Origin of the sequence: Seohaeicola sp. 4SK31, assembly GCF_028802875.1 — a bacterium.
GTDB lineage: Bacteria > Pseudomonadota > Alphaproteobacteria > Rhodobacterales > Rhodobacteraceae > Seohaeicola.
The window spans coordinates 92,602-117,702 of sequence record NZ_JARAMP010000005.1 but is presented as its reverse complement, the minus strand read 5'-3'; the positions used below and the strand labels follow the sequence as shown (position 1 = coordinate 117,702).

The 25,101-nt window shown below is 62.9% G+C and carries 31 protein-coding genes; 12 read left to right on the top strand and 19 right to left on the bottom strand.

Going from position 1 to position 25,101, the window contains the following annotated elements; all coding sequences use genetic code 11:
- Nucleotides 1-49: 49 nt before the first annotated feature.
- Nucleotides 50-1,282: a DegT/DnrJ/EryC1/StrS family aminotransferase gene (locus PVW27_RS06005; protein WP_274555996.1), complete on the top strand. Its 1,233-nt coding sequence runs from the start codon at nt 50-52 to the stop codon at nt 1,280-1,282.
- Here the strand turns inward: PVW27_RS06005 and PVW27_RS06000 are convergent.
- From PVW27_RS06000 to PVW27_RS05985, 4 genes are all read right to left on the bottom strand, one after another.
- Nucleotides 1,279-2,244, bottom strand: a complete 966-nt coding sequence (locus PVW27_RS06000) for a LysR family transcriptional regulator (RefSeq protein WP_274555994.1) — start codon at nt 2,242-2,244, stop codon at nt 1,279-1,281. The two genes, PVW27_RS06005 and PVW27_RS06000, sit on opposite strands and share 4 nt — an antisense overlap.
- A 7-nt stretch (nt 2,245-2,251) precedes the next feature.
- A complete protein-coding gene (phaR, locus tag PVW27_RS05995; RefSeq protein WP_274555992.1) occupies nt 2,252-2,821 on the bottom strand; it encodes a polyhydroxyalkanoate synthesis repressor PhaR in 570 nt (189 codons plus the stop codon).
- A 147-nt stretch (nt 2,822-2,968) separates the two neighbouring features.
- Complete coding sequence (locus PVW27_RS05990; RefSeq protein WP_274555991.1) at nt 2,969-3,412, bottom strand: phasin, PhaP; 444 nt, start codon at nt 3,410-3,412, stop codon at nt 2,969-2,971.
- A gap of 130 nt (nt 3,413-3,542) precedes the next feature.
- Nucleotides 3,543-5,336 carry a PHA/PHB synthase family protein gene (locus PVW27_RS05985; RefSeq protein WP_274555989.1) on the bottom strand — a complete coding sequence of 598 codons (1,794 nt, stop codon included), beginning with the start codon at nt 5,334-5,336 and terminating at the stop codon, nt 3,543-3,545.
- A gap of 109 nt (nt 5,337-5,445) precedes the next feature.
- Between PVW27_RS05985 and phaZ the strand changes: the two genes are divergently transcribed.
- Nucleotides 5,446-6,726 (top strand): polyhydroxyalkanoate depolymerase, encoded by a 1,281-nt coding sequence (gene phaZ, locus PVW27_RS05980; RefSeq protein WP_274555987.1) that lies wholly within the window; start codon nt 5,446-5,448, stop codon nt 6,724-6,726.
- A gap of 63 nt (nt 6,727-6,789) precedes the next feature.
- Here phaZ and PVW27_RS05975 read toward each other — a convergent pair whose 3' ends face one another.
- From PVW27_RS05975 to PVW27_RS05955, 5 genes are read right to left on the bottom strand one after another with little or no spacing between them, the layout of a single operon-like run.
- On the bottom strand, nt 6,790-7,041 hold the full coding sequence (locus tag PVW27_RS05975; protein WP_274555986.1) for a hypothetical protein: 252 nt from the start codon (nt 7,039-7,041) through the stop codon (nt 6,790-6,792).
- Nucleotides 7,042-7,044: 3 nt separating this feature from the next.
- On the bottom strand, nt 7,045-8,559 hold the full coding sequence (locus tag PVW27_RS05970) for a citrate lyase subunit alpha (RefSeq protein ID WP_274555985.1): 1,515 nt from the start codon (nt 8,557-8,559) through the stop codon (nt 7,045-7,047).
- Nucleotides 8,556-9,266, bottom strand: coding sequence for an alpha/beta fold hydrolase (locus PVW27_RS05965; protein ID WP_274555984.1), 711 nt, complete (start codon nt 9,264-9,266; stop codon nt 8,556-8,558). The genes PVW27_RS05970 and PVW27_RS05965 overlap by 4 nt, the downstream gene beginning before the upstream one ends.
- Nucleotides 9,267-9,318: 52 nt before the next feature.
- Complete coding sequence (locus PVW27_RS05960; protein ID WP_274555983.1) at nt 9,319-9,780, bottom strand: VOC family protein; 462 nt, start codon at nt 9,778-9,780, stop codon at nt 9,319-9,321.
- A 1-nt stretch (nt 9,781) separates the two neighbouring features.
- The gene (locus PVW27_RS05955; RefSeq protein WP_274555981.1) at nt 9,782-10,528 is read right to left on the bottom strand and encodes an alpha/beta hydrolase; all 747 of its coding nucleotides are present in this window, start codon (nt 10,526-10,528) and stop codon (nt 9,782-9,784) included.
- A 177-nt stretch (nt 10,529-10,705) separates the two neighbouring features.
- On the opposite strand from PVW27_RS05955, the gene thrS reads away from it, so the two are divergent.
- From thrS to PVW27_RS05930, 5 genes are all read left to right on the top strand, one after another.
- On the top strand, nt 10,706-12,652 hold the full coding sequence (gene thrS, locus PVW27_RS05950; protein ID WP_274555978.1) for a threonine--tRNA ligase: 1,947 nt from the start codon (nt 10,706-10,708) through the stop codon (nt 12,650-12,652).
- Between the two features lie 206 nt (nt 12,653-12,858).
- The gene (locus PVW27_RS05945; protein WP_274555976.1) at nt 12,859-13,161 is read left to right on the top strand and encodes a BufA1 family periplasmic bufferin-type metallophore; all 303 of its coding nucleotides are present in this window, start codon (nt 12,859-12,861) and stop codon (nt 13,159-13,161) included.
- A 112-nt stretch (nt 13,162-13,273) separates the two neighbouring features.
- Nucleotides 13,274-14,149, top strand: a complete 876-nt coding sequence (gene bufB / locus PVW27_RS05940) for an MNIO family bufferin maturase (RefSeq protein WP_274555975.1) — start codon at nt 13,274-13,276, stop codon at nt 14,147-14,149.
- Nucleotides 14,146-14,898 (top strand): HvfC/BufC N-terminal domain-containing protein, encoded by a 753-nt coding sequence (locus PVW27_RS05935; RefSeq protein WP_274555973.1) that lies wholly within the window; start codon nt 14,146-14,148, stop codon nt 14,896-14,898. The genes bufB and PVW27_RS05935 overlap by 4 nt, the downstream gene beginning before the upstream one ends.
- A 75-nt stretch (nt 14,899-14,973) precedes the next feature.
- Nucleotides 14,974-15,519, top strand: coding sequence for a DoxX family membrane protein (locus PVW27_RS05930; protein WP_274555971.1), 546 nt, complete (start codon nt 14,974-14,976; stop codon nt 15,517-15,519).
- Here PVW27_RS05930 and PVW27_RS05925 read toward each other — a convergent pair whose 3' ends face one another.
- Both PVW27_RS05925 and PVW27_RS05920 read right to left on the bottom strand, forming a co-directional pair.
- Nucleotides 15,520-15,888: a hypothetical protein gene (locus PVW27_RS05925; protein WP_274555968.1), complete on the bottom strand. Its 369-nt coding sequence runs from the start codon at nt 15,886-15,888 to the stop codon at nt 15,520-15,522. It abuts the gene before it with no gap.
- A 42-nt stretch (nt 15,889-15,930) separates the two neighbouring features.
- Nucleotides 15,931-16,248, bottom strand: a complete 318-nt coding sequence (locus PVW27_RS05920) for an arsenate reductase family protein (protein ID WP_274556132.1) — start codon at nt 16,246-16,248, stop codon at nt 15,931-15,933.
- A gap of 167 nt (nt 16,249-16,415) precedes the next feature.
- On the opposite strand from PVW27_RS05920, the gene PVW27_RS05915 reads away from it, so the two are divergent.
- Nucleotides 16,416-16,622 carry a cold-shock protein gene (locus tag PVW27_RS05915; protein WP_274555966.1) on the top strand — a complete coding sequence of 69 codons (207 nt, stop codon included), beginning with the start codon at nt 16,416-16,418 and terminating at the stop codon, nt 16,620-16,622.
- A gap of 27 nt (nt 16,623-16,649) precedes the next feature.
- On the opposite strand, the gene PVW27_RS05910 is transcribed toward PVW27_RS05915, so the two are convergent.
- The 5 genes from PVW27_RS05910 to thyX form a co-directional block, all read right to left on the bottom strand.
- A complete protein-coding gene (locus PVW27_RS05910) occupies nt 16,650-17,048 on the bottom strand; it encodes a DUF2177 family protein (RefSeq protein WP_274555964.1) in 399 nt (132 codons plus the stop codon).
- A gap of 81 nt (nt 17,049-17,129) precedes the next feature.
- Nucleotides 17,130-17,390: an HPF/RaiA family ribosome-associated protein gene (locus tag PVW27_RS05905; protein ID WP_274555962.1), complete on the bottom strand. Its 261-nt coding sequence runs from the start codon at nt 17,388-17,390 to the stop codon at nt 17,130-17,132.
- Between the two features lie 151 nt (nt 17,391-17,541).
- Nucleotides 17,542-18,063 (bottom strand): hypothetical protein, encoded by a 522-nt coding sequence (locus PVW27_RS05900; RefSeq protein ID WP_274555961.1) that lies wholly within the window; start codon nt 18,061-18,063, stop codon nt 17,542-17,544.
- A gap of 7 nt (nt 18,064-18,070) precedes the next feature.
- Nucleotides 18,071-18,778 (bottom strand): hypothetical protein, encoded by a 708-nt coding sequence (locus PVW27_RS05895; RefSeq protein ID WP_274555959.1) that lies wholly within the window; start codon nt 18,776-18,778, stop codon nt 18,071-18,073.
- The gene (thyX, locus tag PVW27_RS05890) at nt 18,771-19,682 is read right to left on the bottom strand and encodes an FAD-dependent thymidylate synthase (RefSeq protein ID WP_274555957.1); all 912 of its coding nucleotides are present in this window, start codon (nt 19,680-19,682) and stop codon (nt 18,771-18,773) included. Before thyX ends, PVW27_RS05895 begins: the two co-directional genes overlap by 8 nt.
- A 201-nt stretch (nt 19,683-19,883) precedes the next feature.
- Between thyX and PVW27_RS05885 the strand changes: the two genes are divergently transcribed.
- From PVW27_RS05885 to PVW27_RS05870, 4 genes are read left to right on the top strand one after another with little or no spacing between them, the layout of a single operon-like run.
- Nucleotides 19,884-20,870: a thymidylate synthase gene (locus tag PVW27_RS05885; protein ID WP_274555955.1), complete on the top strand. Its 987-nt coding sequence runs from the start codon at nt 19,884-19,886 to the stop codon at nt 20,868-20,870.
- Nucleotides 20,860-22,290, top strand: coding sequence for a surface lipoprotein assembly modifier (locus PVW27_RS05880; RefSeq protein WP_274555954.1), 1,431 nt, complete (start codon nt 20,860-20,862; stop codon nt 22,288-22,290). Before PVW27_RS05885 ends, PVW27_RS05880 begins: the two co-directional genes overlap by 11 nt.
- Before the next feature lie 36 nt (nt 22,291-22,326).
- On the top strand, nt 22,327-22,755 hold the full coding sequence (locus PVW27_RS05875) for a VOC family protein (RefSeq protein WP_274555952.1): 429 nt from the start codon (nt 22,327-22,329) through the stop codon (nt 22,753-22,755).
- Between the two features lie 12 nt (nt 22,756-22,767).
- Nucleotides 22,768-23,505: a DUF1194 domain-containing protein gene (locus PVW27_RS05870; protein WP_274555950.1), complete on the top strand. Its 738-nt coding sequence runs from the start codon at nt 22,768-22,770 to the stop codon at nt 23,503-23,505.
- A gap of 164 nt (nt 23,506-23,669) precedes the next feature.
- Here PVW27_RS05870 and PVW27_RS05865 read toward each other — a convergent pair whose 3' ends face one another.
- The 3 genes from PVW27_RS05865 to PVW27_RS05855 all read right to left on the bottom strand — a co-directional run bounded on the left by PVW27_RS05865 (nt 23,670) and on the right by PVW27_RS05855 (nt 25,019).
- Nucleotides 23,670-24,167 carry a MarR family winged helix-turn-helix transcriptional regulator gene (locus PVW27_RS05865; protein ID WP_274555948.1) on the bottom strand — a complete coding sequence of 166 codons (498 nt, stop codon included), beginning with the start codon at nt 24,165-24,167 and terminating at the stop codon, nt 23,670-23,672.
- A 119-nt stretch (nt 24,168-24,286) separates the two neighbouring features.
- Entirely contained in the window at nt 24,287-24,586 is a 300-nt protein-coding gene (locus tag PVW27_RS05860; protein WP_274555947.1) for a succinate dehydrogenase assembly factor 2, read from the bottom strand.
- Nucleotide 24,587: 1 nt separating this feature from the next.
- Entirely contained in the window at nt 24,588-25,019 is a 432-nt protein-coding gene (locus PVW27_RS05855; protein WP_274555945.1) for a helix-turn-helix domain-containing protein, read from the bottom strand.
- Nucleotides 25,020-25,101 lie beyond the last annotated feature (82 nt).

The following is a 25,101-nucleotide window of genomic DNA, read 5'->3' as shown; positions in this document are numbered from 1 at the left end:
GATAATCGTTTAGAAATCCTGAAAAGAGTATTCAGGAAAGCCGAAACGCATGTCGCTCGATACCCCTGCCGCCCTTCCCCCCAACACCTATGACGCGGAACCCATCCCGCCCGCGGCCCGGGCCGAGATCGAACGCCTGCTGCAAACGGGGGACCTGTTCCGTTACACCTCGACCGAGGCGTCGCCGGTGGCGCTTCTGGAACGGGAGTTCGCGGCGATGATGGGCGTGCGCTATGCTTTGGCGGTCTCCTCCTGCTCCGCCGCGTTGTTCCTGTCGCTCAAGGCGCTGGACCTGCCACGGGGGGCAAAGGTGCTGATCCCGGCCTTTACCTTTGCCGCCGTGCCCTCGTCCATCGTGCATGCCGATTGCGTCCCGGTCCTGTGCGAGGTGGGCGAGAATTACCGCATCGACATGGCCGATTTCGCGGCCAAGCTGCCCGGCGTGCAGGCCGTGATGATCAGCCATATGCGCGGGCACACATCCGACATGGATGCGATCATGGCGCTGTCTGACGCGGCAGGGGTCCCGGTGATCGAGGATGCGGCCCATTCCCTGGGCACCACATGGCATGGCAAGATCATCGGCAGCATCGGCAAGATGGGCTGTTTTTCGTTCCAGAGCTACAAGCTCCTGAACGCGGGCGAGGGTGGCATCCTGATTTCCGACGATGCCGATCTGGTGGCCCGCGCCATCATCATGTCCGGCGCTTACGAGCATAACTGGAAGAAACACGGCAGTCTGGATCCGGCCGCGCAGGCCGATCTGGAGGCAGCCTTTGCCCGCTGGCAGAACAAGCTGCCGCTTTACAATCTGCGCCTCAACAACCTGAGCGCGGCGCTGATCCGGCCGCAACTGGCGGAAATGGCCCGGCGCGTGGCGGATGGGCGGCGCAACCATGATTATGTGGCGGCGAAACTGAACGCCTCGCCCTGGATCGAGGTGCCCGAGAAACTGGCCCCCGAAGAACGCGCGCCCGATTCCATCCAGTTCAACATGGTCGGCATGTCGGATGACGATATCCGCGCCTTTGCGGATGCCGCCGCCCGGCGCGGCGTCAAGGTGCAGGTTTTCGGGATGAGTGCCGATAACGCCCGCGCCTTCTGGAACTGGCAGTTTCTGGGCGATATCCCCGCCCTGCCCCAGACCCGCGCCATGCTGATGCGCGCCTGCGACACCCGCCTGCCCGCGCGCCTGCAGCTGCCGGAACTGGATGTGATCGCCGATGCCCTGATCGCCGCCGCGCAAGAGGTGATGGGCAATCTGCGGGCCTATGCCACCTAGATAAGCGTCAATTGCCCGGCCATGAAGGGATGCGCCTGAATGGCCGGGGTCACGATGATGTCACGCAACAGCGGCCTTAGCCGCTCTGCCACCTGAGCGGGCATGTCCTGCAACACGCCCTTGCGCGCCGTCAGGGAAATCGTGCGCGACAGCGGCGCGAAGGGCAGTTCGAACACATCCAGCCGGTCGGCAAAGCGCCGCGCCCGCATCAGGGCCAGCGGCGTCAGGATCGTCCAGCCCGCGCCCTGCGCTACCAGCGCCAGAATGGCGTGATAGCTGTCCAGTTCGAACCGATGCGCCAGCGTCAGGTTCTGCCGCGCCAGATGCGCCGCGATCAACCGGCCCATGTAATGCCGCGTCGTGTATTGCACCAAAGGCAGGGTTTTCAACTGCTTGAGCACGTCACGATCCGGGCGCAACGCCCCCTTGGCGGTGGCCACGACGAAGCCTTCGGTCAAAAGCGGATGCAGCTCCATCCAGTCGGCCTCGGCCCCCATATCGGCGGCCACGATCACATCCAGCGCGCGCGCGTCCAACTGGTCATGCAGGTGATGGCTGGCCCCGGTTTCCAGCAGGAACTGGCAGCCTTTCAGACTGGCCGCCAGATCGGTCAGCAGGCGCGGCGTCACATCGGCCTCGAAATCCTCGATCATGCCCAGCCTGAACCGGGTCAAGGCCGACAGATCGGCCATCGCCAGCTCGGCCCGCGCCAAAGACGCCTCGTTCAGAATGATGCCCGCCCGCCTGCGGAACAACTCGCCCGCCGGGGTCAGGGTCACGGGGCGCGCGTTGCGTTGCAGCAGCGTGGCCCCGATCGCGCCTTCCAGATTGGTCAATTGCTGGCTGACCGCCGAGGCGCTGGCGCCAAGGCGGCGCGCGGCGGCCGAGATGCTACCCTCTTCCGCCGTGGCCACGAAAACCTCGATCCCCCAGAGGGTTATGCGACCGGGGCTGTCGACCATGACGGGATCACTTGCCCATCTTGGACAGTTTCGTCTGCAAGTCCTGCAACTGGCGCTTGATCTCGTCCAGCCCGGCCTCGTCATCCTTGTCGGTATCCGCCTCGCGCGCAGGGCCGGACGATCCCACGGGCCATCCGCCTTTCAGACCGCCGGTCATCGCCTTCAGGAACGCCTCCTGCTGGGCCTGCATCGCCTCGAATCCGGGCAGCTTGGCCATGGGCGTGACCCGGGCCATGTTTTCCATCATCTTGGACTGGCTGTCGCGCAGCATGTCAAAGGACATGGCCAGGAATTGCGGCACAACCGACCCGGCCTGCGTGGTATAGCTGCGCACCAGATCGGTCAGCACATTCACCGGCAGCATCGTCTCGCCCCGGCTTTCATGTTCGGCGATGATCTGCAGCAGATATTGCCGCGTCAGGTCGTCGCCGGATTTCAGATCGACGATCTGCACCTCGCGACCCTCGCGGATGAAACCGGCGATATCCTCAAGCGTGACGTAATCGCTGGTTTCGGTATTGTACAAACGGCGACTGGCATAACGCTTGATCAGAAGCGGTTTCTTGTCTTCGGCCACGGGCGACCCTCCCCTTGATGCAGCACTGCAGCATAGCTTAGGCCCATGCAGAACAAAAAGAAAGGGCGGGCACAATGGCCCGCCCTCGCGTGTCGCATCCCAGGGAGGAGGAGAAGGATGCGTCAGTGCGTTCGTTACCGTCCGCGATTACTTCGCAGCGGCTTTTTTCGCCACGGTGGTCGCGTCCTTGGCGGCTTTCTGCACAGCGGCAGAAGCTTCCTCGGTCATGTCCTTGCCGGCAGCCATCAGCAGTTCGACGGTGTCCATCTGCATTTTCTTGGCGACTTCGGCGAAAGCGGCCATGTACTCGGCCGATGCTTCTGCCTGAGCCGATGCGAAATCGGTCATGGCTTTGGCGTAATCGGCAGGCTCTGCCTTCACTTTGGTCATTTCGGCCAGCTTGGACAGCGTGTCCTTGGTCCATTTGGTCGAGATCTCGGTCGATTTCTCGGCCGCGGTCAGGGCCAGACCCGACAGTTTCTCGTTCAGGGTCGCCTGAGTCTTGAAGGCGTCTTCCATCGACTTGGTGTCAACGGGGAATGCGCCCATCATGTCTTTCATCATGGCGGTGAAATCTTGCGTCTTGGCCATTGTCTTGATCCTTTTCGTGCTTTCCGGGCCCACCCCGGTGTTTGAAGCTGCACCCAATATGCATGCTGCAACGCGGCATTTCAAGGATTTTATGCCGCATCGCAGCATAATTTCTTTTATGTCTTGTGAATCAGTCCCTTGCAGGCGGAAGCACATATGTTCCGGGTGCCGGACACAGCGGTGGATGGGTAGAATCACCCGGTTCCCTAGCGTCAACCGTCTTGCCCGACCGCTTTGCCAGCCACTTGCCCCAGCGCGGCCACCAGCTGCCCTCGTGGAAGTCAGCCTTGCCCTTCCAGTCGTCGGCGGGCAGGCTCATGTCCTCGTTGGTGTAATGGCCGTATTTCTTCTTGGTGGGCGGGTTGATGATCCCCGCGATATGGCCCGACTGCGACAGGATGAAGGTGCGGTCATTCGACCCCATGCCCTGCGCGCCGCGATAGCTGTCCTTCCAGGCCGCGATGTGATCGGTCTCGCAGGCGATCAGACAGACGGGCAGATCCACCTCGGACAGATGCAACCGCGTGCCCAGCAAGTCGATCCCCTCTCCGGCGAAACGGTTCTGCTGGCAGAGCCAGCGCAGATACTCCACCACCATGCGCGCGGGCAGGTTCGTGCCGTCGCCGTTCCAATACAGCAGATCAAAGGCGGGCGGTGCCTCGCCCAGCATATAGCTTTTGATGGCAGGCCCATAAATCAGGTCGTTCGACCGCAGGAACGAGAACGTCCGCGCCATGATGAAGGACCGCAACACGCCATTCTCGGCCACCTCGGCCTCGATCCCGTCGATGAAATCATCCTGAAGGAAGGGCGTGAATTCGCCCTGTTCGGAAAAATCCGTCAGCGCCGTGAAGAAGGTCGCCGACTTGATTGAATTGTCGCCGCGCTGTTTCAGCAGCGCCAGCACCATCGACAGCGTCGTGCCCGCGATGCAATAGCCCACGGCGTTGACCTGCTTTTGCCCGGTGATCGCCTTCACCTCGCGGATCGCGGTCAGGTAACCGTCGTTGATGTAATCATCCAGCCCCACGTCACGGTAGCTTTCGTCCGGGTTCACCCAGGACACGACGAACAGGGTAAAGCCCTGATCGGTGATCCATTTGATCAGGCTGTTCTCGGGCTTCAGATCCATGATGTAGTATTTGTTGATCCAAGGCGGAAAGATGATCAGCGGGATCGCATGAACCGTGTCGGTCGTTGGCGCGAACTGGATCAGTTCCATCATCCGGTTGCGGTAAACGACCTGCCCCGGCGTGGTGGCGATATTCTCGCCCAGACGGAAAGCGCTGTCATCGGCCAGCCGCACGAGCATCTCGCCCTGATTGGCCTCGATATCGGCGACCAGATTCTCCAGCCCCTTGACCAGCGACTCACCCTCGGTGGCGACGGCGCGTTCCAGCGCGTCGGGATTGGTGGTCAGGAAATTCGTGGGTGCCATCATGTCGACGATCTGGCGCGCGAAATATTCCAGACGCTTCTTTTCCTTGGGCGTCATGTCGTCGATCTCGGCCACGGCCTTCTCGATGGCCTGCGCGTTGATCATGTATTGCTGCTTGATGAAGTTGAAATAGGGATGCGTCTTCCACATCGGGTTGGCAAAGCGCCGGTCATCGGGCGTGTGATCCTCGGGCGCCTGCAACTTGCCGCTGGCAAGGGCTTGCTGCGCCTCAAGGAAATGTTTGACCGCGCTGCCCCAATATTCGACCTGAGTCTCGAACAGATGCGCCGGGTTCTGCATCATCCGGGTCCAGTAGGTGCCCGCAGCCTTGGCGAACATCTCCTGATCCGGTGCGTTCAAGGTGGGATTCGCCGCCTTGCGGTGTGACAATGCAGAGACAAGTCGCTGGGACAATTCCTCGACTTTGGCCAGATTGGCGTTCAGACGCTCTAAATTTTCGCCCTGACCAGCCTCTTCAGTTGTCATATTCAAAAATTCCCCGTATTCTTGCTGCTACGCAGCATTGTTGCCGTCCTGTCGGGGAGGCCAGCGGCATGATGACCACCCCTGCGTATGGTATACCGAGGAGACGCCGATGCGTTACATGGCCGCTTACGACCTTATGGAAACGATGCGTAATACGAACCAATGGCTGGGTGCCTCCGCCCTGTCACTGGCATCCTATCCGGTTTTCAGCATGGTGCCAAACCCTGCTTTGCAATGGATGGCCGCCTGGGGCGAAGTGACCGAGCGCAGCTTCAAGCGCATGGTCGCGAAACCGGACTGGGGCATCCGCACCTTTACCGGCGCCGATGGCAAGGACCATCTGGTCCATATCGACACCGTCGTGGACAAACCCTTCGGCAACCTTGTCCATTTCCGCGTCGCCGGACGCGAGCCCAGCCACCGCAAGGTGCTTCTGGTCGCGCCGATGTCGGGCCATTACGCCACCCTGCTGCGCTCGACCGTGAAAAGCCTGCTTGTCGATTGCGAGGTCTATATCACCGACTGGCACAATGCCCGCGACATCCCCGTCAGCGCCGGCAAGTTCGATGTCGAGGATTACACCCTCTATCTGGTGGATTTCATGCGCCACATGGGACCGGACACTCATGTGATCGCCGTCTGTCAGCCCGCGCCGCTGGCGCTGGCCGCCACCGCCTATCTGGCCGAGGAGGACCCCTCCGCCCAGCCGCGCAGCCTGACGCTGATCGGTGGACCGATCGACCCGGACGCCACCCCCACCGACGTGACCGATTTCGGCGCGCGGGTGACCATGGGCCAGTTGGAGCAGTCGATGATCCAGCGCGTCGGGTTCAAATACCCCGGCGTGGGGCGCATGGTCTATCCGGGCCTGTTGCAGCTGTCCTCCTTCATCTCGATGAACGGCGACCGCCATGCCAAGGCCTTCATGGATCAGATCGCCCGCACCGCCCGCGGCGAGGCGTCGGATCATGACGCCCATAACCGTTTCTATGACGAATATCTGGCTGTCATGGACATGACCGCCGAATTCTACCTGTCCACGGTCGAGCGGATCTTCAAGAACCGCGAGATCGCCAAGAACGCATTCACCGTAAATGGCCGCCATGTCGATATCGGCAAGATCACCGATGTCGCCGTCAAGACGGTGGAAGGCGCCAAGGACGATATCTCGGCCCCCGGTCAGTGCATCGCCGCGCTCGCCCTGTGCACCGGCCTGCCGGACAGCAAGAAGGCCAGCCATGTCGAACCCGATGCCGGTCACTATGGCATCTTCGCGGGCAAAAGCTGGCGCAACAACATCCGCCCGCTGGTGCTGAACTTCATCGACGCCAACAGCGGCCCGGCCAAGCCCAAGATCAAGGCCGCAAACAAGAACGCCGCCGCGAAGTAAGATTTTGCGATAGAGACAAAAGAAGGCCGGGCCCAGCGCCCGGCCTTTTGCGTCTCGCTGCCCCTACTTCCAGCGCCCGTCCTTGCGCCCGCGCACCCACGCGATCAGCGGCTTCACATCCAACGCCGCGACACCCAGTCCCAGCGGGATCATCCAGAAGCCCAGCACCGGCAGAAAGCCCAGCACACCGCCCAGAATCAGCAACAGCCCGGCCACCAGCCGCAACCCCGCCGGCACCTTGCGCCGGACCCGCACCAGAAACCTCTGGTTCATCCGCCTGATCTTCTCGGTCGTGGTGGGTTTGCGCGGTGCCATGACCTAGACCGGCTGCCGCCGGACCAGATCGATCACCCGCCCGTCACGATATTCACAGACCGCAACCACGGGCGCATCCGGCACGGGCCGCAGCACCGCGCGCGGCGGCGGGCACATGGCGCGCATCTCGGCCAGCGTCATCACGGGCAGACCCGCATGACGCGCCCGCTCCAGCAAATCGGGACGGCGCGGGTTGATCGCAATCCCCGCCTCGGTCACCACCGCGTCGATATGCGCGCCGGGGGTGGTGCGGCAGGTCACACGCTCGACCAGACGCGGCCAGCCGCTTGTCGCCAGCGGGGTCACCACAATCGCCAGCTTGGCCCCCGCCGCCGCATCCGCATGACCGCCCGAGCCGCCCATGATCGTGCCATCGCTGCCCGTGGTCACGTTCACGTCGAAATCCGCCCCGACCTCGGTCGCGCCAAGGATCATCACATCCAGCGCATTGACGATACTGTCCGCGCGGGCCGGGTTGGCATAGCGACTGGCGCTCATTCCCTTGTGCAGCGGATCATCGGCATAACTTGCCACCGCATCCAGATCGAAGCTCTGGACATTCCACAGCCGCCGCACCAGTCCCGCACGGTGCAGCGCCACGATGGGCGCGGTGATGCCGCCGCTGGCAAAGCCCGCGATGACGCCCGCCTGCGTCATCAACTGCCCCAACCGCGCGGCCACCGCCAGCGACGTGCCCCCCGCCCCGGTCTGGAAACTCATCCCGTCGCGCATCAGGCCAGAGGCCGCGATCAGATCCGCCGCCATCGCCGCAATATGCAGCCCCATGGGATCGGTCGTGATCTGCGTCGTCCCCGACACGATCCGCGCCGCATCCCCGATACGGTCCAGAACGACCAGATGATCCACCTGCGCCGCCGGGATATCCGCAGCGCAGGGCAACTCCTCGACCAGACAATCGGTCACCGCCACGGTCACACGCGCCCGCGCCGCATCCACCTGCCCATAGCCCAAGGGCCCAAAGGCCGAGGGCCCCTGCGCCCCGGTCAGGTTCCCCGCCCGGTCCGCCATGGCCGCCGCGATGAAGGCGACGTCGATGGTCAACCGCCCCGTCTCGATATCCCGCGCCCGCCCGCCATGGGTATGCAGCACCACAGGCCGCGCCAGCGCCCCGCGGCTGACCGCCTGCGCCACCGGCCCGGCCATATAGGCGGTGCGCAACCCGGTCACGGTCCCGCGCGCCATGTGATCCACCAGCGGCGCATGGGTGGCAAAGATCGAACTGGGGGCCAGCGTCAGCCCCCCGATCCCGGCGGCAGCCACGGCATCCAGCACCGCGTTCAGCACCCCGTCGCCATTGCGCAGGTGGTGATGAAAGGACACCGTCATCCCGTCGCGCAGCCCCACCGCCGCAAGCGCTGCGGCCAGATCGGGCAGCCGCTTCTCCGCCGTCCCGGCCACGCCGCGTTCGGGGATCACCGGCAGATCGGGACAGGCGGCTTCTTCGGCAAAGGCCGTGACCGCGCCATAGCCCGCCACGTGCTCCGGTAAACCGCTCATTGCAGCACGAAAGGCTGTTTCAGCCAGACCCGCAGCGCGGCGGTCGTGGCCTCGGGGGCCTCCAGCGTCGGCAGGTGGCCCGCCTCCTCGATCACTTCCAGCCGGGCATAGGGGATCAGGTCCGCCATGAAGGCATGCCGCTTCAGCGGGGTCAGCGTGTCATGTGCCCCGCAGAGGATCAGCGTCGGCACCTTGCAGCGCCTGAGCGTGGGCTGCTGATCCCGGCGCCGTTGCAGCGCGCGCACCTGCCGCACCATGACCTCCGGCCCAAGATCACGCCCCATCTCGATCACCTGGTTCAACACAGCCAGACGCTGCGGCCCCGGCGCCAGATATTCGGGCTTCATGAAGCCGCGCAGCACCTCGTCCAGCCGCCCCGCCCGCGCCCCGATGATCAACGGCTCATAGGCGGCGGCGGTCTGGGGCGTCTCGGCCAGCGGATTCGTATCCATCAGGGCCAGCCGCGTGATCCGCTCTGGCGCGCGGCGCAAGAGTTCCATCGCCACGATCCCGCCCATCGACAGCCCGGCCAGCGCGAATTTCGCGGGCAGCACATCCAGCAGGCTTGATGCGATTTCCTCGATCCGCTCGCCCTGTGTGATCGGCGCGACCATCACCGCGTGATCGCGCGACAGGTCGATGATCTGGGGGGCGAACAGGCGGGCATCGCACATCATGCCGGGCAACAGGACAAGAGGATCGGGCATCAGGGGTCACAGCCTTGCAATCGGGACGGACATCGCCGCCAAGGTGGACAGATCAGGCCCCATCGTCAACCGGATTGGCGGGCGTGTCGCCAAAGCCCGCCCAGCGGAACGCCCCCGCCGCCGACAAAGGCGAGAACGGGTTGAACGCCACCTCCCAGACATGCCCGTCCGGGTCCGCGAAATAGCCGATATGCCCGCCCCAGAACACGTCATGCGCAGGCCGCAGGATGCGCGCCCCCGCCGCCTCGGCCTCGGCCATGACCTGCGCAACCTCCGCGCGGGTGCGGGTATTGCAGGCCAGCGTCATGGCCCCGGTGCCCAGTTCCGTCTCGGATATACCCATGTCGCGGGCCAGATCGGCGCGCGGATACAGCGCCAGCGATTGCCCCAGCAGATCAAAGACCCGGATGCCCGGCTCGCTGTCCACACGGGTCCAGCCCAGCGCCTCATAGAACCGCGCCGCGCGGTCGGGGTCTGCCACGGCCAATGTCACAAGGCTGATGCGCTGCTCCATCTCAGGCCACCGCCGCTGTCACATCGGCAATCGCCGCCGCGATCAGATCCAGACAGGCGGGCTCCGAAAACCGATGATCCGCGCTCTTGACCAGCGTCAGCCGGATATCCGGGCCGGTCACATGGTCCAGCAGACGCAGCGCCACGGACATGTCCACATCCGCATCCGCCGTGCCCTGCAACATTCTGACCGGGAACGGCAAATCCAACGGCGCGCGCAGCACCAGATGGTTGCGGCCATCCGCGATCAGCCGTTTGGTGATCACCAAAGGCTCGCCATATTCCGATGGCAGCGCGATCCGGCCCACCTCCTCCAGCACCGCGCGCTGATCGGTGTCGAACCCGGCCCACATGCTGTCCTCGGTGAAATCCGGTGCCGCCGCGATGGTCACCAGCCCCGCAACACGCTGCGCCATGTCCCGCGCCAGCAGCAGCGAAATCCAGCCGCCCATCGACGATCCCACCAATATCTGCGGCCCCGCCGTCAGCCGCGCCACCGCCGCCATCGCATCCGCCGCCCAATCACCGATCGCCCCTTCCTCGAACGCGCCGGAGGATTGCCCATGCCCGGAATAGTCAAACCGCAGAAAGGCCCGCCCCTCAGCTCGCGCCCAGTCCTCAAGGAACTGCGCCTTGGTCCCCGTCATGTCCGAGCGGAAGCCGCCCAGAAACACCACGCCCGGCCCGCGCCCCTCCTGCCGCTGATAGGCGATGCGCCGCCCGGCTTCCGTCTCAAGATACTCCACCATCTGCCCTGCCCTTTGTCATTCGCGGCCTAGACCCTGATCTTGCCCCAGCCCGCGCGCGGGGAAAACCCCGCATCGCCCCCGCTTGACTTGGGACCATCCGCCCGTCACATAGGCACCGCACAATATATAACCCGCAACCGGGCGTTCCGTGGGCGCCAAACCGACGAGGAGGCCGATATGGCACAGATCTCTCTCACATTCCCTGATGGCAATGCACGCAGCTATGACGCAGGCGTGACCGCCGCAGATGTCGCCGCAGACATCTCGAAATCTCTTGCCAAAAAGGCGATCAGCGCCACGCTGGACGGCAAGCATTGGGATCTGCAATGGCCCATCACGCAGGACGCGAGCCTTGCCATCAACACGATGGCCGACCGTGCGCCTGCGCTGGAACTGGTCCGGCATGATCTGGCCCATATCATGGCCCGCGCCGTGCAGGAGATCTGGCCTGCGGTGAAAGTCACCATCGGCCCGGTGATCGACAACGGCTGGTATTACGATTTCGACCGCGCCGAACCCTTCACGCCCGAAGACCTTGCCGTCATCGAAAAGAAGATGCGCGAGATCATCGCCAAGCGCGATCCCGTCACGACCGAAGTCTGGGACCGCGCCCGCGCCATCGCCTATTACGAGGCGAATAACGAGCCCTACAAGGTCGAGTTGATCCATTCCATCCCCGGCGACGAACCCTTGCGGATGTATTGGCACGGCCATTGGCAGGACCTCTGCCGTGGTCCGCATCTGCAAAACACCGGGCAGGTGCCCGCCGATGCTTTCAAGCTGATGAACGTCGCGGGGGCCTATTGGCGCGGCGACAGCACGCGCCCCATGCTGCAACGCATCTATGGTGCCGCCTTCCTGAACCGGGACGAGTTGAAAGCCCATCTGACGATGCTGGAAGAGGCCGCCAAACGCGACCACCGCAAACTGGGCCGCGAGATGGACCTCTTCCACATGCAGGAAGAAGCCCCCGGTCAGGTGTTCTGGCACCCGAACGGCTGGACGATCTATACCGAATTGCAGGATTACATGCGCCGCCAGCAGCGCAAGGGCGGCTATGTCGAGGTGAACACACCCCAAGTCGTGAACCGCGTGTTGTGGGAAAAATCCGGCCACTGGGCCAACTATCAGGAAAACATGTTCATCGTCGAAGTCGATGAGGAACACGCCCGCGAAAAGACCGTCAACGCGCTCAAGCCCATGAACTGCCCCTGCCATGTGCAGATCTTCAACGTGGGCCTGAAGTCCTATCGCGACCTGCCCTTGCGCATGGCCGAATTCGGATCGTGCAACCGCTATGAACCCTCGGGCGCGCTGCATGGCATCATGCGCGTGCGCGGCTTTACGCAGGATGACGCGCATATCTTCTGCCGCGAGGATCAGATCGAGGCGGAAACCTCCCGCTTCATCGGCTTTCTCTCGGCGATCTACCGCGATCTGGGCTTCGAATCCTTCAAGGTGAAATTCTCCACCCGCCCCGATGTCCGCGCAGGCAGCGACGAGATCTGGGACAAGGCCGAAGCCGCCCTTCTGTCCGCCACCCGCGCGGCTGGCATTGAACCGACCGTGAACCCCGGCGAAGGCGCCTTCTACGGGCCGAAACTGGAATTCGTACTGACCGACGCCATCGGGCGCGATTGGCAATGCGGCACGCATCAGGTGGATTTCGTCCTGCCCGAACGGCTGGACGCATCCTATATCGGCCAGGACGGCGCGAAACATCGCCCCGTCATGCTGCACCGCGCGGTCTTGGGCAGTTTCGAGCGGTTCATCGGCATCCTGATCGAATCCCACGCGGGCAAGCTGCCCTTCTGGCTGGCCCCGCGTCAGGTCGTGGTGGCCGCCATCGTGTCCGATGCGGATGACTATTGCCTCAAGGTGGTGGATGCGCTGAAAGCCCGCGGCATCCGGGCCGAGGCGGATCTCAGGAATGAAAAGATCAACTACAAGATCCGCGAACATTCCGTGGGCAAGGTCCCCGTCATCCTCGCCTGCGGCATGAAAGAGGTCGAAGAGGGCACCGTGTCGCTCCGCCGACTTGGTGAGACTTCGACGTCCGTTACACCGCTTGACGCGATTGTGGCCACCCTCGCAGCCGAGGCGACGCCCCCCGATCTGCTGTAACAATCGACACACCGATAGCGCGTTTCCACTCAACCGGAGCGCGCTGTTTTCCGCCGGTTGACACCCCGCCGGGTCAGGTTTTGCGGGTTTTTCTCACGGGCCTGTGACACACTTTCTCGTGTCTGGCCCGTGACGGATGCCACCAGCTACCACTATGTTATCGCCAAGACCGCGATACCGACATCAACCTCAAGGGAGAAGACCCAATGTCCACCATGATGAAATCCCTCGCCATTGCAGGGGCCATGGCCACCGCCCTCGCCGCCCATTCAACCCCGGCACAGGCCCAGGCCAAGGAAAAATGCTTCGGCGTCTCGCTCGCCGGTCAGAACGACTGCGCCGCCGGTCCCGGCACCACCTGCGCCGGCTCCTCCAAGGTCGACTATCAGGGCAACGCATGGACATTGGTCGATGCCGGCACCTGCACCGAGATCGAACTGCCCGCGATGGCCGACGGGACCGAGCGCAAAGGCTCGCTGGAAGCGCTGGACCGCGACCTGCCCGCATGATCCATCACAGGGGGCAGGTGCATCGCACCTGTCCCCACCCCCCATGATCCGACCTGCGGCCCATCCCGCCACCCATGCGCCCGCCCCGCCTGCCTGTCACGGAGCATCTGCCATGACCACCGCCCCCCAACAGACCACAACCCTGCCCGCAGCAGCCGGCATCGGCTACAAGCCGCAGCATTACAGCGACATCATCGCCGATGCGCGCCCGGTGCAATGGCTGGAAATTCATGCCGAGAATTACATGGGCGACGGGGGCCGCCCTCTCGCGCAATTGCGCCATCTGGCTGACCGCTTCCCCATTTCCGTGCATGGCGTGGGCCTGTCCATCGGCGGTGAAGGCCCGCTGGACCGCGATCACCTCGCCCGGTTGAAACAGCTCTGCGATTGGCTGCAACCGGCCAGCTTTTCGGAACATCTGGCATGGTCCAGCCATGACAGCGCCTTTCTGAACGACCTGCTGCCCCTGCCTTATACTGATGCCACCATCGCCCGCCTCGCCGATCATATCGACCAGGTGCAGGACACGCTGGGCCGGCGCATGCTGCTGGAAAACCCCTCCAGCTATCTGGCCTTTGCCGAAAGCACATGGGCGGAACCCGATGTCCTGCGCGAGCTGACGCGCCGCACCGGATGCGGCCTGCTTCTGGATGTGAACAACGTCTTTGTCTCCGCCACCAATCTGGGCTTCGATCCGCGCGCCTATGTCGATGCCTTTCCGCTGGACGCGGTGGGCGAGATTCATCTGGGCGGCCATGATACGGATGAAGATGACCACGGCGCGCCCCTGCTGATCGACAGCCACGGGGCCGCGATTGCCGACCCGGTCTGGACCCTGCTCGACCATGTGCTGGCCCGTTCCGGCCCGCGCCCGGTGCTGGTGGAATGGGACAATGACGTGCCCGACTGGCCCGTTCTGGCCGCCGAGGCACAGCGCGCCGCCGAGGCCCTCGCCAAACTGCGCCCGGCGCTGCGGGCCGCGTCATGACCGGCCTTGTCGATGACTTCCTGCCCGCGCTCATGGACCCGGACCGCCCGGTGCCGCAGGGATTGCAGGATGGCACAGGCCGCCCCGCAGGTCGCCGCTTCAACGTCTATCGCAACAATGTCACCGCCTCGCTGATCGCCGCGCTGGAACAGGGCTTTCCCGCCGTGTCCAAACTGCTGGGCGCGCAGAATTTTACCGGGCTCGCCCGCGCCTATCAGCAGGACAACCCGCCCCGGTCACGGCTGATGATGCATTACGGCGAGGACTTTCCCGCCTTTCTGGAAGCCACGCCGCAACTGGCGCATCTGGGCTATCTGGGTGATGTGGCGCGGCTGGAACTGGCGCTGCGCCGATCCTATCACGCGGCTGACAGCACGCCGCTCGATCCCGCCGCACTGGCTGCCATCGCGCCCGAGGATCTGGCCGCCACAAGCGTCACCCTCGCCCCGGCGATCGAGGTGATCCCCTCGCCCTGGCCGCTGCACGCGATCTGGACCTATACCATGATCCCCGGAAGCCCCAAGCCGCCACCGCAGCCGCAGGACGTGTTGATCACCCGCCCCGACTTCGATCCCGTGGCCCATCCCATGCCCAAGGGCGGTGCCGCTTTCGTCGCGGCGCTGCGGGAGGGTGCAACCCTTGGCGCGGCGCATGAGGCCGGGATGGCCAGAAACGACAGTTTCGATCCCGCCCCCATCCTTGGCCTGCTCCTCGCAGGTGCCGCCATCACCGGCGCGCGGCAGGGCTGACGCCAGCCCCCGCGCGCCTCATCCCCACCGCCCAACGCGCCACACCGGCGCGGCTCAGCCCGAAAGGCGAGACTGATGACGACTGCCCTGATCCGACTGCATGACCGCGCCATCGCGCCGCTGAACCGCGCCGACTGGCTATTGCCGACCCTTGCCCGACTGGTCTTTGCCGGGGTACTTCTGGCCTATTTCTGGGCCTCGGGTCTGACCAAGCTGGGACCGGGCCTTCTCGGCCTGTTCCAGCCTTCGGTCGGGGCCTATGCGCAGATCTTCCCCCGCGCGATGGAGTCCGCCGGCTATGACATCAGCCAGTTCGGCCTGTGGCACAAACTGGTGGTGCTGGCGGGAACATGGGCCGAATTCCTCCTGCCCCTGCTGATCCTGCTGGGTCTGATGACCCGCCTTGCCGCGCTTGGCATGATCGGCTTCGTCCTCGTGCAGACCTTGACCGATCTTGTGGGGCATGGCGCGCTGGCACATCCCGAAACGCTGGGCGCCTGGTTCGACCGCATACCCGACAGCCCGATCATGGACCAGCGGGCGCTGTGGCTTCTGGTGCTGATGGTTCTGGTGATCAAGGGCGCAGGCCCGCTGTCGCTGGACCGCCTGTTCAAGCGCTGATCAGAAATGCGCCTTCGGCTCGTCGGGTTTCCCGGCGGCCAAGGCCAGAAGACCACCGACAAGACAGAACCCGATGGGGAACATGGTAAACACGTTGAATCCAAAGGCGTAATACATCCCCCCCGCCGACAGCAGCAGCAAGACACCGCCCCACAGCGCGCGTACCTTGGCCATCGCCCCCCCGGCAATCGCCAGCAGCGGAGACAGGAAACTGGCCGCGCGGATCACTTCCATATTGGCGACCTGCTCAAACAGCCCCTCGATCTCGCCATATCTCTCGACGGCTTCGGTATAACCATAGCTGAAAAAACCGACCAGCATGGCCATAAGCCCGCCAATGATCCCCAGCATCAGGGCCGCGTTGCGCATGATCCGCCCTCCGTTCCACTCCAGATAGGCACCGCGCCGCCCTCACGCAAGCAAAGACGCCTGCACATCCTTGCCCCAACCCAGATAGAGCGTGCCGTCATCCGCCACGATCAGCGGCCGCTTCATCAGCGCCGGATGATCGGCCAGAAGCGCCAGCGGATCGCGCGCCCGCTCTGCCTCGGACAGGCCCCGCCACGTGGTCGAGGCGGTATTGACCAACCTGTCCCCGAAGGTCGCATGGGCCCGCGCCAGCAGATCGGCCGGCACACCCGCCGCGCGCACATCCACAAACTCCGCCGCCGGCAGAGCCTTGATCGCCTTGCGGCAGGTGTCACAGGTTTTCAATCCGTAAAGGGTCATCATCGCCTCGCAATCGGTCATCCGCGGCTGAATACCGTCAAAACACCGTAAGTTCACGGGTCTTTTTCTTGATTTTTACAAAACCCATGCAATCTTTTCATCATGCGCGCCGCGCAGCACGCCTCAGACAGGCGTGGTAACGATGATACGTGAAGGAGACACGGGACATGCCCAACGGCACCGTGAAGTGGTTCAATACGACCAAAGGCTACGGGTTCATCGCCCCCGATGATGGCGGCAAGGACGTTTTCGTCCATATTTCTGCGGTCGAGCGGTCCGGCCTGACCGGCCTCGCCGACAATCAGAAACTGTCCTACGAGTTGCAGGAGGGGCGGGACGGACGCCAGATGGCGGCCGATCTCAGGCTTCTGTAACCGGACCGGGTCCCGGCATTCCGTTGATCAGGTAAGGGCGCGGGTGATCATCACCCCCGCCCAGGCCGACACGCCCGTCAGGACAGCCCCCCAGGTCAGGTCCACGGCAACCATATGCCAGTGCCAATCACGCAATGTGGCGTAATTGGTGAACTCATAGGTGCCATAGGCCATCGCCCCCAACAGCGCCCCACCCCAAAGCGCCTGCACCGCGATCCCGTCGCGCAGGGCGGGCAGCGACACGAAATAAAGCAAGCCCCCCACATAGAACAGATAGAACACCGCCGCAGGCGCAAAGCGGATCGGCGCGGCCAGCTGGTCGCCCAGATGCGTCTCGAACAGGGGCTTCATCACGCGGCTCAACATGATCGCGTCAAGGATCAGGAAAACAGCGGCGGTCGAGACATAGAGAATGATCAGTTGCACGGGGGGCGGCCTTTCACGTGGTTCAAGGGGATACGGGCGGCCGCGCGTTCTGGATGACAGACGCGTCCCCCCGGTCCCGGGCTACCGCCGTTTGTCCAGCTTGCCGAACTCCGAGTCCAGCAGCGCGCGGATCTTCTTGGCCCCGCCGCGCAGCGCCGCGTCCACATCGGCGTCGTTATGGGTCACGGTCTGCGGCTGCATCCCCTCGGGCCGCGCCTCGACGGTGCAGCGGATATCATCCGCCCCGCCTTTGGCTCCATTGGCATCCGCCAGATGCACCTCGATCCGGCTCAGCCGCCCGGTCAGATGCCCCAAAGCCCCGGTCACAACGGCCTCGGCCACCTCGGCCAGTCGGTCATCGCCCTGAATGTTGTGGTCGGTATTGAGCTAGAATTGCATCGGTTACCTCCTTCTGGGTTACCCTTTCGACGTATGCAGCCAGTGGTTGCCCTGCAAGGGCAAGGCGGTGCGGGAGGCATGAACCTACCCGAGATCACAAAAACTTTTTTGACTCAAGGATCATACTCTCAACGAATCCTATTCCAATATTTAAACTTGGCCTAAAAATACTTGGATGAGCACATTCATTCCGCTGACTATGCCAGCCTATATATCTTTTCTTGTCGGATTTTGAGATGAAGTTAATCTTTTCAGCAACGTCTAAAATTTGATGTTCAATTGCAGAATCTAGCAGGTGGCTTGAACTTTCAGTACTCCACGCGTTATATTTTTGACTAATAATATCTCCCTTCTCGACTAAAAACTTTTCACAGAAAATAGATATGAAACCCGACCAAGAGGAAACTATTGCGGGTCTAATCACGCCTACCTTCAGGCAGGAAATCGACTCTAGGAAATAAAGCTGCACGTCAACTGGCGCCTTCACCAACTCCTCTTGCAACTCTTGAAGATAATTTAGGCGCGGCGAAGGCCGCCCATAATCAGACAAAATTCGATCAACTTCTTTACTGGCACTACCCACCCGTTTCAGCCAGATCTCTATCTCGTCTTGCATCAAAGAATCAATCCAATAAATTATCTCTTAAAGCACGAAAAATACGTTCATATACCTCTGGATCCTTTGCCTCAGGAAGGACAATCTGCAAGTTTATGTTTATCTGTGGTGACTTAGGCTGAACAGAAATAGGTAGTTCTTTGACAAAATCAGGTTCGACCTGTTTTCGCTCATGAGCAGACGTTGACTCTTCCTGTTTGCTACCGCCCGACTCGATGGGAGCAACATTAGTAGGTCGAGAAACATTCAACTTCCCATCAATCTCGTTGATTAGACCAGCAACTAACAAAATATCAGTGACCGTTCTCGCACCGGTTTTATTCGATGAAGTAGATTTCGCGCCAGAGACGTATAGCACATGATCTGAAAATGCTCGCTCCTGCATTCCACCCTTTATTCTAATTGTCGTTACTAATTTTGCAACTTTTTCATTTGACTCTACTGCAAGAGCCCAACATTCCTTGATGTCATCATCCACCGAATGATCAAGCGCCCGCGATAGCCGTTTTCCCAAATCTGTTGCACATTTCTGAGCACCGTTAGTAATCAAACCAACATCTACAAGAAACTTCGCCGATCTACTAATTGTCGTTTCGTGCACACCAGCTAATTTACTTACTTCGGAAAGACTTGCTTTTTGAGAAACGTCACCATAACCCATTATAATTTTTTTCAATTCATCATAGGATGAACCAGGAAGATTGAATTCAACCATTACCAATCACCTCCACGAACTCCCGCCATTCCCCCTTGCTCATGCCCGAGGTCTCCTGCGTGACCGCTTCACCTTTCAACATGCGCCGCACACAATCAAGGGCTGTTGCGCTCATCGTGGCGCCACCCATGCGATAATCCTCGAAGGCCTTGTAGGCAAAGGGCACCCAATCGGCGACGACCTTGCAGATCGCATCGGCATAGACGCGGATTTCGTATTGCGCATGGGCATCGGCGCGCAGGCGCAGGAAATGCAGCAGGTTGTGCAGGTCCACCTTCCAATACCACTGGGTATAGATATTCGCGGGCAGGTTCATCCGCGCCAACTCGCGCGCCAGACCCGCCTGCCCGTCCTGCGAAATCATCTGCTCGTAATGATCATAGGCCCGGTTCGCGTCGGTCTTGAGGATGTCCAGCACCCGTGCCGCCTCCTCACCCTCCAGCGCCGCACCGCGCCCCTGATTGTTGACCACGGACTGCGCCGCCAGATGTTCGGGCGCGGGGATATAGAATTCGCGGTCAAGGATCGAATAGCGCGCTGAATATTCGTTGACGTTCGCCGTCCGGTGCCGGATCCACTGCCGCGCCACGAAGACGGGCAGCTTGACGTGCAGCTTGACCTCGCACATCTCGAACGGGGTCGAATGCCAGTGCCGCATCAGATAACGGATCAGCCCTTCGTCATTCTGCACCGATTTGGTGCCGCGGCCATAGCTGACCCTTGCGGCCTGACAGATCGCCGCATCGTCGCCCATATAGTCGATCACCCGGACAAAGCCGTGATCCAGCACAGGGATCGCGGTATAGAGATGCGCCTCCATCCCCGGCGACACCGCGCGCCGCGTGGGCACGGTCTGCGCGCGCTGTGCATCAACCTCGGCCTGCTGGTCTGGTGTAAGCGGCATGTCGGGGGCTCCTTTGTCTGCGGATATGAGTCGGCCATCACTATATCTTGAGGATGCCCCCCTCGGAAACCACAATAGTGGGGCGGTTCCAATGGCCACACCCGGTGAAATTTACTCTGCCTTGAAGTGTGCCCGATTGACTTTCGGGTGCCCAGACGAAACCCTGCCGCCACATTTCCGCGCGTTCAAAGGGCCATTTCCATGATCAAGTTCCCGACCTTCCTTCTGGCCGCTTGCCTGTTGGCGGCCTGTAGTGGAAACCCTTTCACGCCCGTGGACGAGGACAGCGGCGAGGACATTCCGGTTCCGCCCGCCCCGCCGTCGGCCGAGAACCCGATCCCCGCGTCACTGGCCCTGAACCTGCAAGCCGCAACCTATAACGCCGCCGCCGGGACCCTCGTGCTGCGCCTCAATTCCCTGGACTCCGGTATCGTCAACGCGACCTACCAAAGGACACCCGATCTCGATCGACCCGGCTACATCGCCTTCACCGTGCAGGACGACCCGCTGGACCGGCACTATACCGCCATGGTCGCGCGCAGCAGCGATCCGCAGCAATCCGTGCAGGCCGGTGTCGTGTCCGATGGCGGGCAGTTCAACACCTATTTCAGCGGCGGGTTCTACGAACGCAACGCCACTTTCACGACTCCGTCCACCCTACCAGATGGTGGCCTCGTCTCCTATGCGGGCACCTATACGGGTGTGACGAACGTCAATGCGCCCGGCGACCAGTTATCGCCAGTGGATCCCGGCATATCCGATGTGCTGCGCCCTAGTCAAAGCGCCCAGACCACGGGCACCATCTTCCTGAACGTGGATTTCGCCAACAACGCGGTGAACGGGGCCATCACGGACCGTGTCTTTGCACAATATGGCGCGACCCTGCCCAACACGCAGCCCAATGACCTGCCGGACGTGATCCTGCGTGTCGCGGACATCGCCCCGGATGGCACCTTCTTCGGGGGTCTGGTCCAGTATCGCGGCTCTGACAGCCCCGATATCGGCGACTACGGTGGCATCTTCGGCGGCACGGATGCCGCCGCCGTCGGCGGCGTCGTCTCCCTGACCGAATTTGATGGCGAGGGCAATCTGCGAAACCTCGAAGGCGAGCGCGAGATCGGCGTTTTCGTGCTCAGCCGCTGCGGTGTGGCAGGCTCCGATCCCACGCTCTGCGCCGATGTCAATTGAGCGCAGGTCAAGCTGGTTCATCGGCCTGTGTTGCGCCGCGCTGACATGGGGGGGCGCGGCCTATGCGCAAGCCCCCACCGCCCCGCAGGCCGAGATCAACATGACCCTCGATCAGGCCCGCAACATCGGCGTTGCGGCGCTTGAACAGGGCAACCCGACACTGGCCCTCCAGATCGGCTATGGCCTGCTTCAGGCGGACCCCAATGACGCCTTCGCCCATTACCTGATCGCCTCGGCCTTTCGACAGCAGGCCAGACCGGCCGCGGCCCGCCGCGCCGCTGCGCTGGCCTATCGCCATGCCGAGACCACCCCCGAGAAGTTTCAGGCCGCGCAACTGGCTGCCCGCATCTCGGTCGAGGAGCAGCGCTTCACCCGAGCCCAGGTCTGGCTGCGCCGCTCCCTGATCCACGCCCCCGATCCCGCATTCCTGCCCCGTATTGAAGAGGATTACCGCCGCGTCCGCGCCCTTGACCCCCTGCAACTCAGGTTCAGCTTTTCGCTCGCCCCCTCGTCGAATGTGAACAACGGCAGCGACAGCCCCTATGCGCTGATCGAAGGCGTGCCGGTGATCGGCATTTTCGACGGGCTGTCGCAGGCTCTGTCCGGTGTCACCGCCGCGGCGGATCTGGCACTGGGCTACCGGCTTCACCGGACGCAGAGCAGCGAAACACGGGCCCTCGCCCGGCTCTATTCTTCCCGCGTCTGGCTGGATGACAGCTCCCTCGCGCTGGCAAACAGCTTTCCGGGGGCCGATGTCTCGAACGAGGATTTCGCCTTTTCCTCGGTCGAGGCGGGGCTGCGGCACGCGGTCCGCCCCGGTGGCATGGACGGCAGGGGGCTGATCTCGGCCGATCTGGTTGCAGGGCGCAGCTGGTATGGCGGCAGCCCCTATCAGCGCTTTGGGCGGCTGGGCCTGTCCGGCGGCCTGTCCCTCACCCCCGCCACGACCCTGTCCGTCGGCGCAGAGATCGAACGGCGCAGCTTCGAGACCAGCGCCAATCGACCGATCGAAAGCCTCGCGCTGCGCGGGACGTTGGCGCATGGTCTGGACAATGGCGACAGGATCAGCCTGTCCCTCTCGTGGCGCGACAGCCAGAGCGACTCCCGCAATGCCGTCAACACCCGAACCGCGGCCTATCTGCAATACGCGATGGCCGCGCCCGTCGGCCCGGCCCGGCTGTCCTTTGCGCTGGGGGCGGCGACCTCGGACTTTCCCGACTATGCCGTCGGCTTCATCGTCGTTCCGGGCGGGCGGCTGGATGAAACCGTCTTCGGAAGCGTCGAAATGCTTTTTGAAGCATTTGACTATGCCGGATTTGTGCCATCTATGACTGTCAGGGCACAGAAAACCCGCTCCAATGTCAGCCGCTTCGAGGCAAGCGAAATCGCGGTCTCCTTTGGCGTCAGGTCGCGATTCTGACTGTGCCACCCGAACCGGAACAGAAAGGACTCTCCCATGACCATCCGTTATCTGCACACAATGGTGCGCGTGAAAGACCTTGAAAAGACACAAGCTTTCTTCGAACTGCTGGGTCTGGTCAAGACCCGCCACTATGACAGCGAGGCCGGGCGGTTCAGCCTTGTCTTCATGGCGCCTCCCGGTCAGGAGGAATGCCCGGTCGAGCTGACCTACAACTGGGACGGCGATGACGGCCTGCCGTCGGACAGCCGCCATTTCGGCCATCTGGCCTATGAGGTGGATGACATTCACGCCATGTGCCAGCACCTGATGGACAATGGCGTGACCATCAACCGGCCGCCGCGCGACGGGCGCATGGCCTTTGTGCGCAGCCCCGACAACGTCTCGGTCGAACTGCTGCAGAAAGGCGAGGCCCTGACCCCGGCAGAACCCTGGCTCAGCATGCCCAACACCGGCCACTGGTAAGGGCTGCGGGGCGTGCGGCGCGCGGCCGCCCTGCGGGCCTGCATCGCTGCGGCCGGGATGGCCGTGGCGACCGGCCCCGCCATGGCGCAGGAGGCCTGCCGCCTTGCCCTTGTGCTGGCGATGGACATCTCCTCCTCGGTCGATCCGCTGGAGGATGCCCTGCAGCGTGGCGGTCTGGCACAGGCCCTGCGCGCCCCCGATGTGGTCGATGCCATTCTCAGCCAACCCGACCGCCCCGTGGCGCTGGCCATGTTCGAATGGAGCGGTCGGGTCCAGCAGGACATGGTCCTGCCCTGGATCATGCTGCGGGACGAGGCGACGATTCTGGCCACTGCAGAGCGGATCGCCACCAGTCGCCGCAGCTATGCCGAATTCTCCACCGCCATCGGTCACGCGCTGGAATATGCCCATGAGCTGTTCCGCCAGGGTCCCGCCTGCGATGCCCGTGTCCTCGACATCTCGGGCGACGGGGTGAACAATGACGGTTTCGGCCCCGATGTCGCCTATGCAACCTTCGACTACAGCGCCATCACGGTGAACGCGCTGGCCATCGAAGTGCGGGAACTGGCCACGGACCACGGGCTGACCGAGGGGGCCGAAGCCGGTCTGGCCGCCTATTTCCGCGAAGTCGTGATCCGTGGACCTGCCGCCTTTGTCGAAGTGGCCGAAGGCTTCGAGGATGTGCAACGCGCGATGCGCCGCAAACTGCTGCGCGAATTGGAAATCCGGATCGGTCACCACCGCCCCTGACCCGCGCCGCGTCGCATTTGGCTGTGACCGGTGCCGCATGCCTGCCCGGAACACCCGGCGCCGCGCCCGATGCGCCCCGTGCCCAGCGCCGCCACAGGGCAACACCGGCTTCTGCTTGCTACAAATATCCCCGCCGGAGGCATCCACGGCCGCAACCCGATGCATCAATAGATATAGCGGATCTGATCCGCCCAGTAACGCTCGACCCGGCGCAGGGCGGATGTGATCTCCTCGATCCCGTCAGGGCCCAGCACGCCACGGCTTTCAAGCCCTTGGGCATGGCGCGCGAACAGTCCCGCCACCACATCGCGGATCTCACGGCCGCGCGGCGTCAGCCTGACCCGCACCGAGCGGCGGTCGATCTCGCAGCGCTGGTGATGCATGAACCCCATTTCCACCAGTTTCTTGAGATTGTAGCTGACATTGCTGCCCTGATAGTAGCCGCGCGTCTTCAATTCCCCCGCGGTCACCTCGTTATCGCCGATGTTGAACAACAGCAGCGCCTGCACGGCATTCACCTCCAGCATGCCGACGCGTTCGAATTCATCCTTGATCACGTCCAGCAACAGGCGGTGCAACCGTTCCACCAGCGACAACGCATCCAGATACCCGCCCATGAAGCCGGATCGCGTACCCGTGGTCAGGGTCTTGTGCATCGTCATGGGGCGTCTCCGTCGGCTTTCTGATACCGAGGGCGAAGATGACGCAAAAATCCCAATAACCGGTTAAACCCCGGCCGATATCCCTAAAATCCGATTGATTATCCGTGGACCCGCCCCGCTCAGCGCGGCACGGCGCCCCCCTGCGCGGCCAGCATGGCGCGGATCTGCCCCACCAGCGGCGCAAAATGCGCGGGCGGTTCCTGCACGCCGCTCGTCCAGTAATAGAGGTCGTGATCATTCTCGCGCAGCAGCGCGTCATAGCTGTCCAGCATCGCCTCATCCAGATCGGCCAGATGCAACTCGGCATAGCGCGACAGGATCACGTCCATCTCCTTTATCCCGCGCCGCATCGAGCGCATGGCCAGACGCCGCAGCCGTGTCTCCCGGGACTCGCCCTGCGGCGCTTCTTCGATCAGCATATCATTCGCCCTTCAACTTCATCCGCAGGCTTTTCTCCAGCCGCCCCAGACGGTCGGCCGCGGCCCCGATCTGGGTCTTGAGGTCGCGGATCTCGACCAGCAGGGCGTTGATATCGGGCGAAATCGGGGTTTCGTCAACCGGGGCGGCGACACCGTCCCCCTCGCCTGTCAGCAGCCAGACGATCGAGACATTCAGCAGCCCCGCCATCATCGACAGCTTGTTGGCGCGCGGCTCGGACAGATCATCCTCCCAGTCGCGCACGGTGCCATGCTTGACCCCCAGACGGCGCGCCATCTGCTTCTGGGTCATGCCCGCCGCCTCGCGCGCGGCGGCGACCCTGTCCCCGAAAGTGGCCGTATCCGGTCCGTACCAGTTGTCGGCCATCTCGCTCACGTCATTGATGTCGTCGATTTCGGTGCGGTCCGCTGCCATTTTACTCCCATCCGCCGATCCTGCTTGATCGGCCTATCCGTGCATCCTAAGACATTGATCTGCCGAATTCAAACCAGAGGCC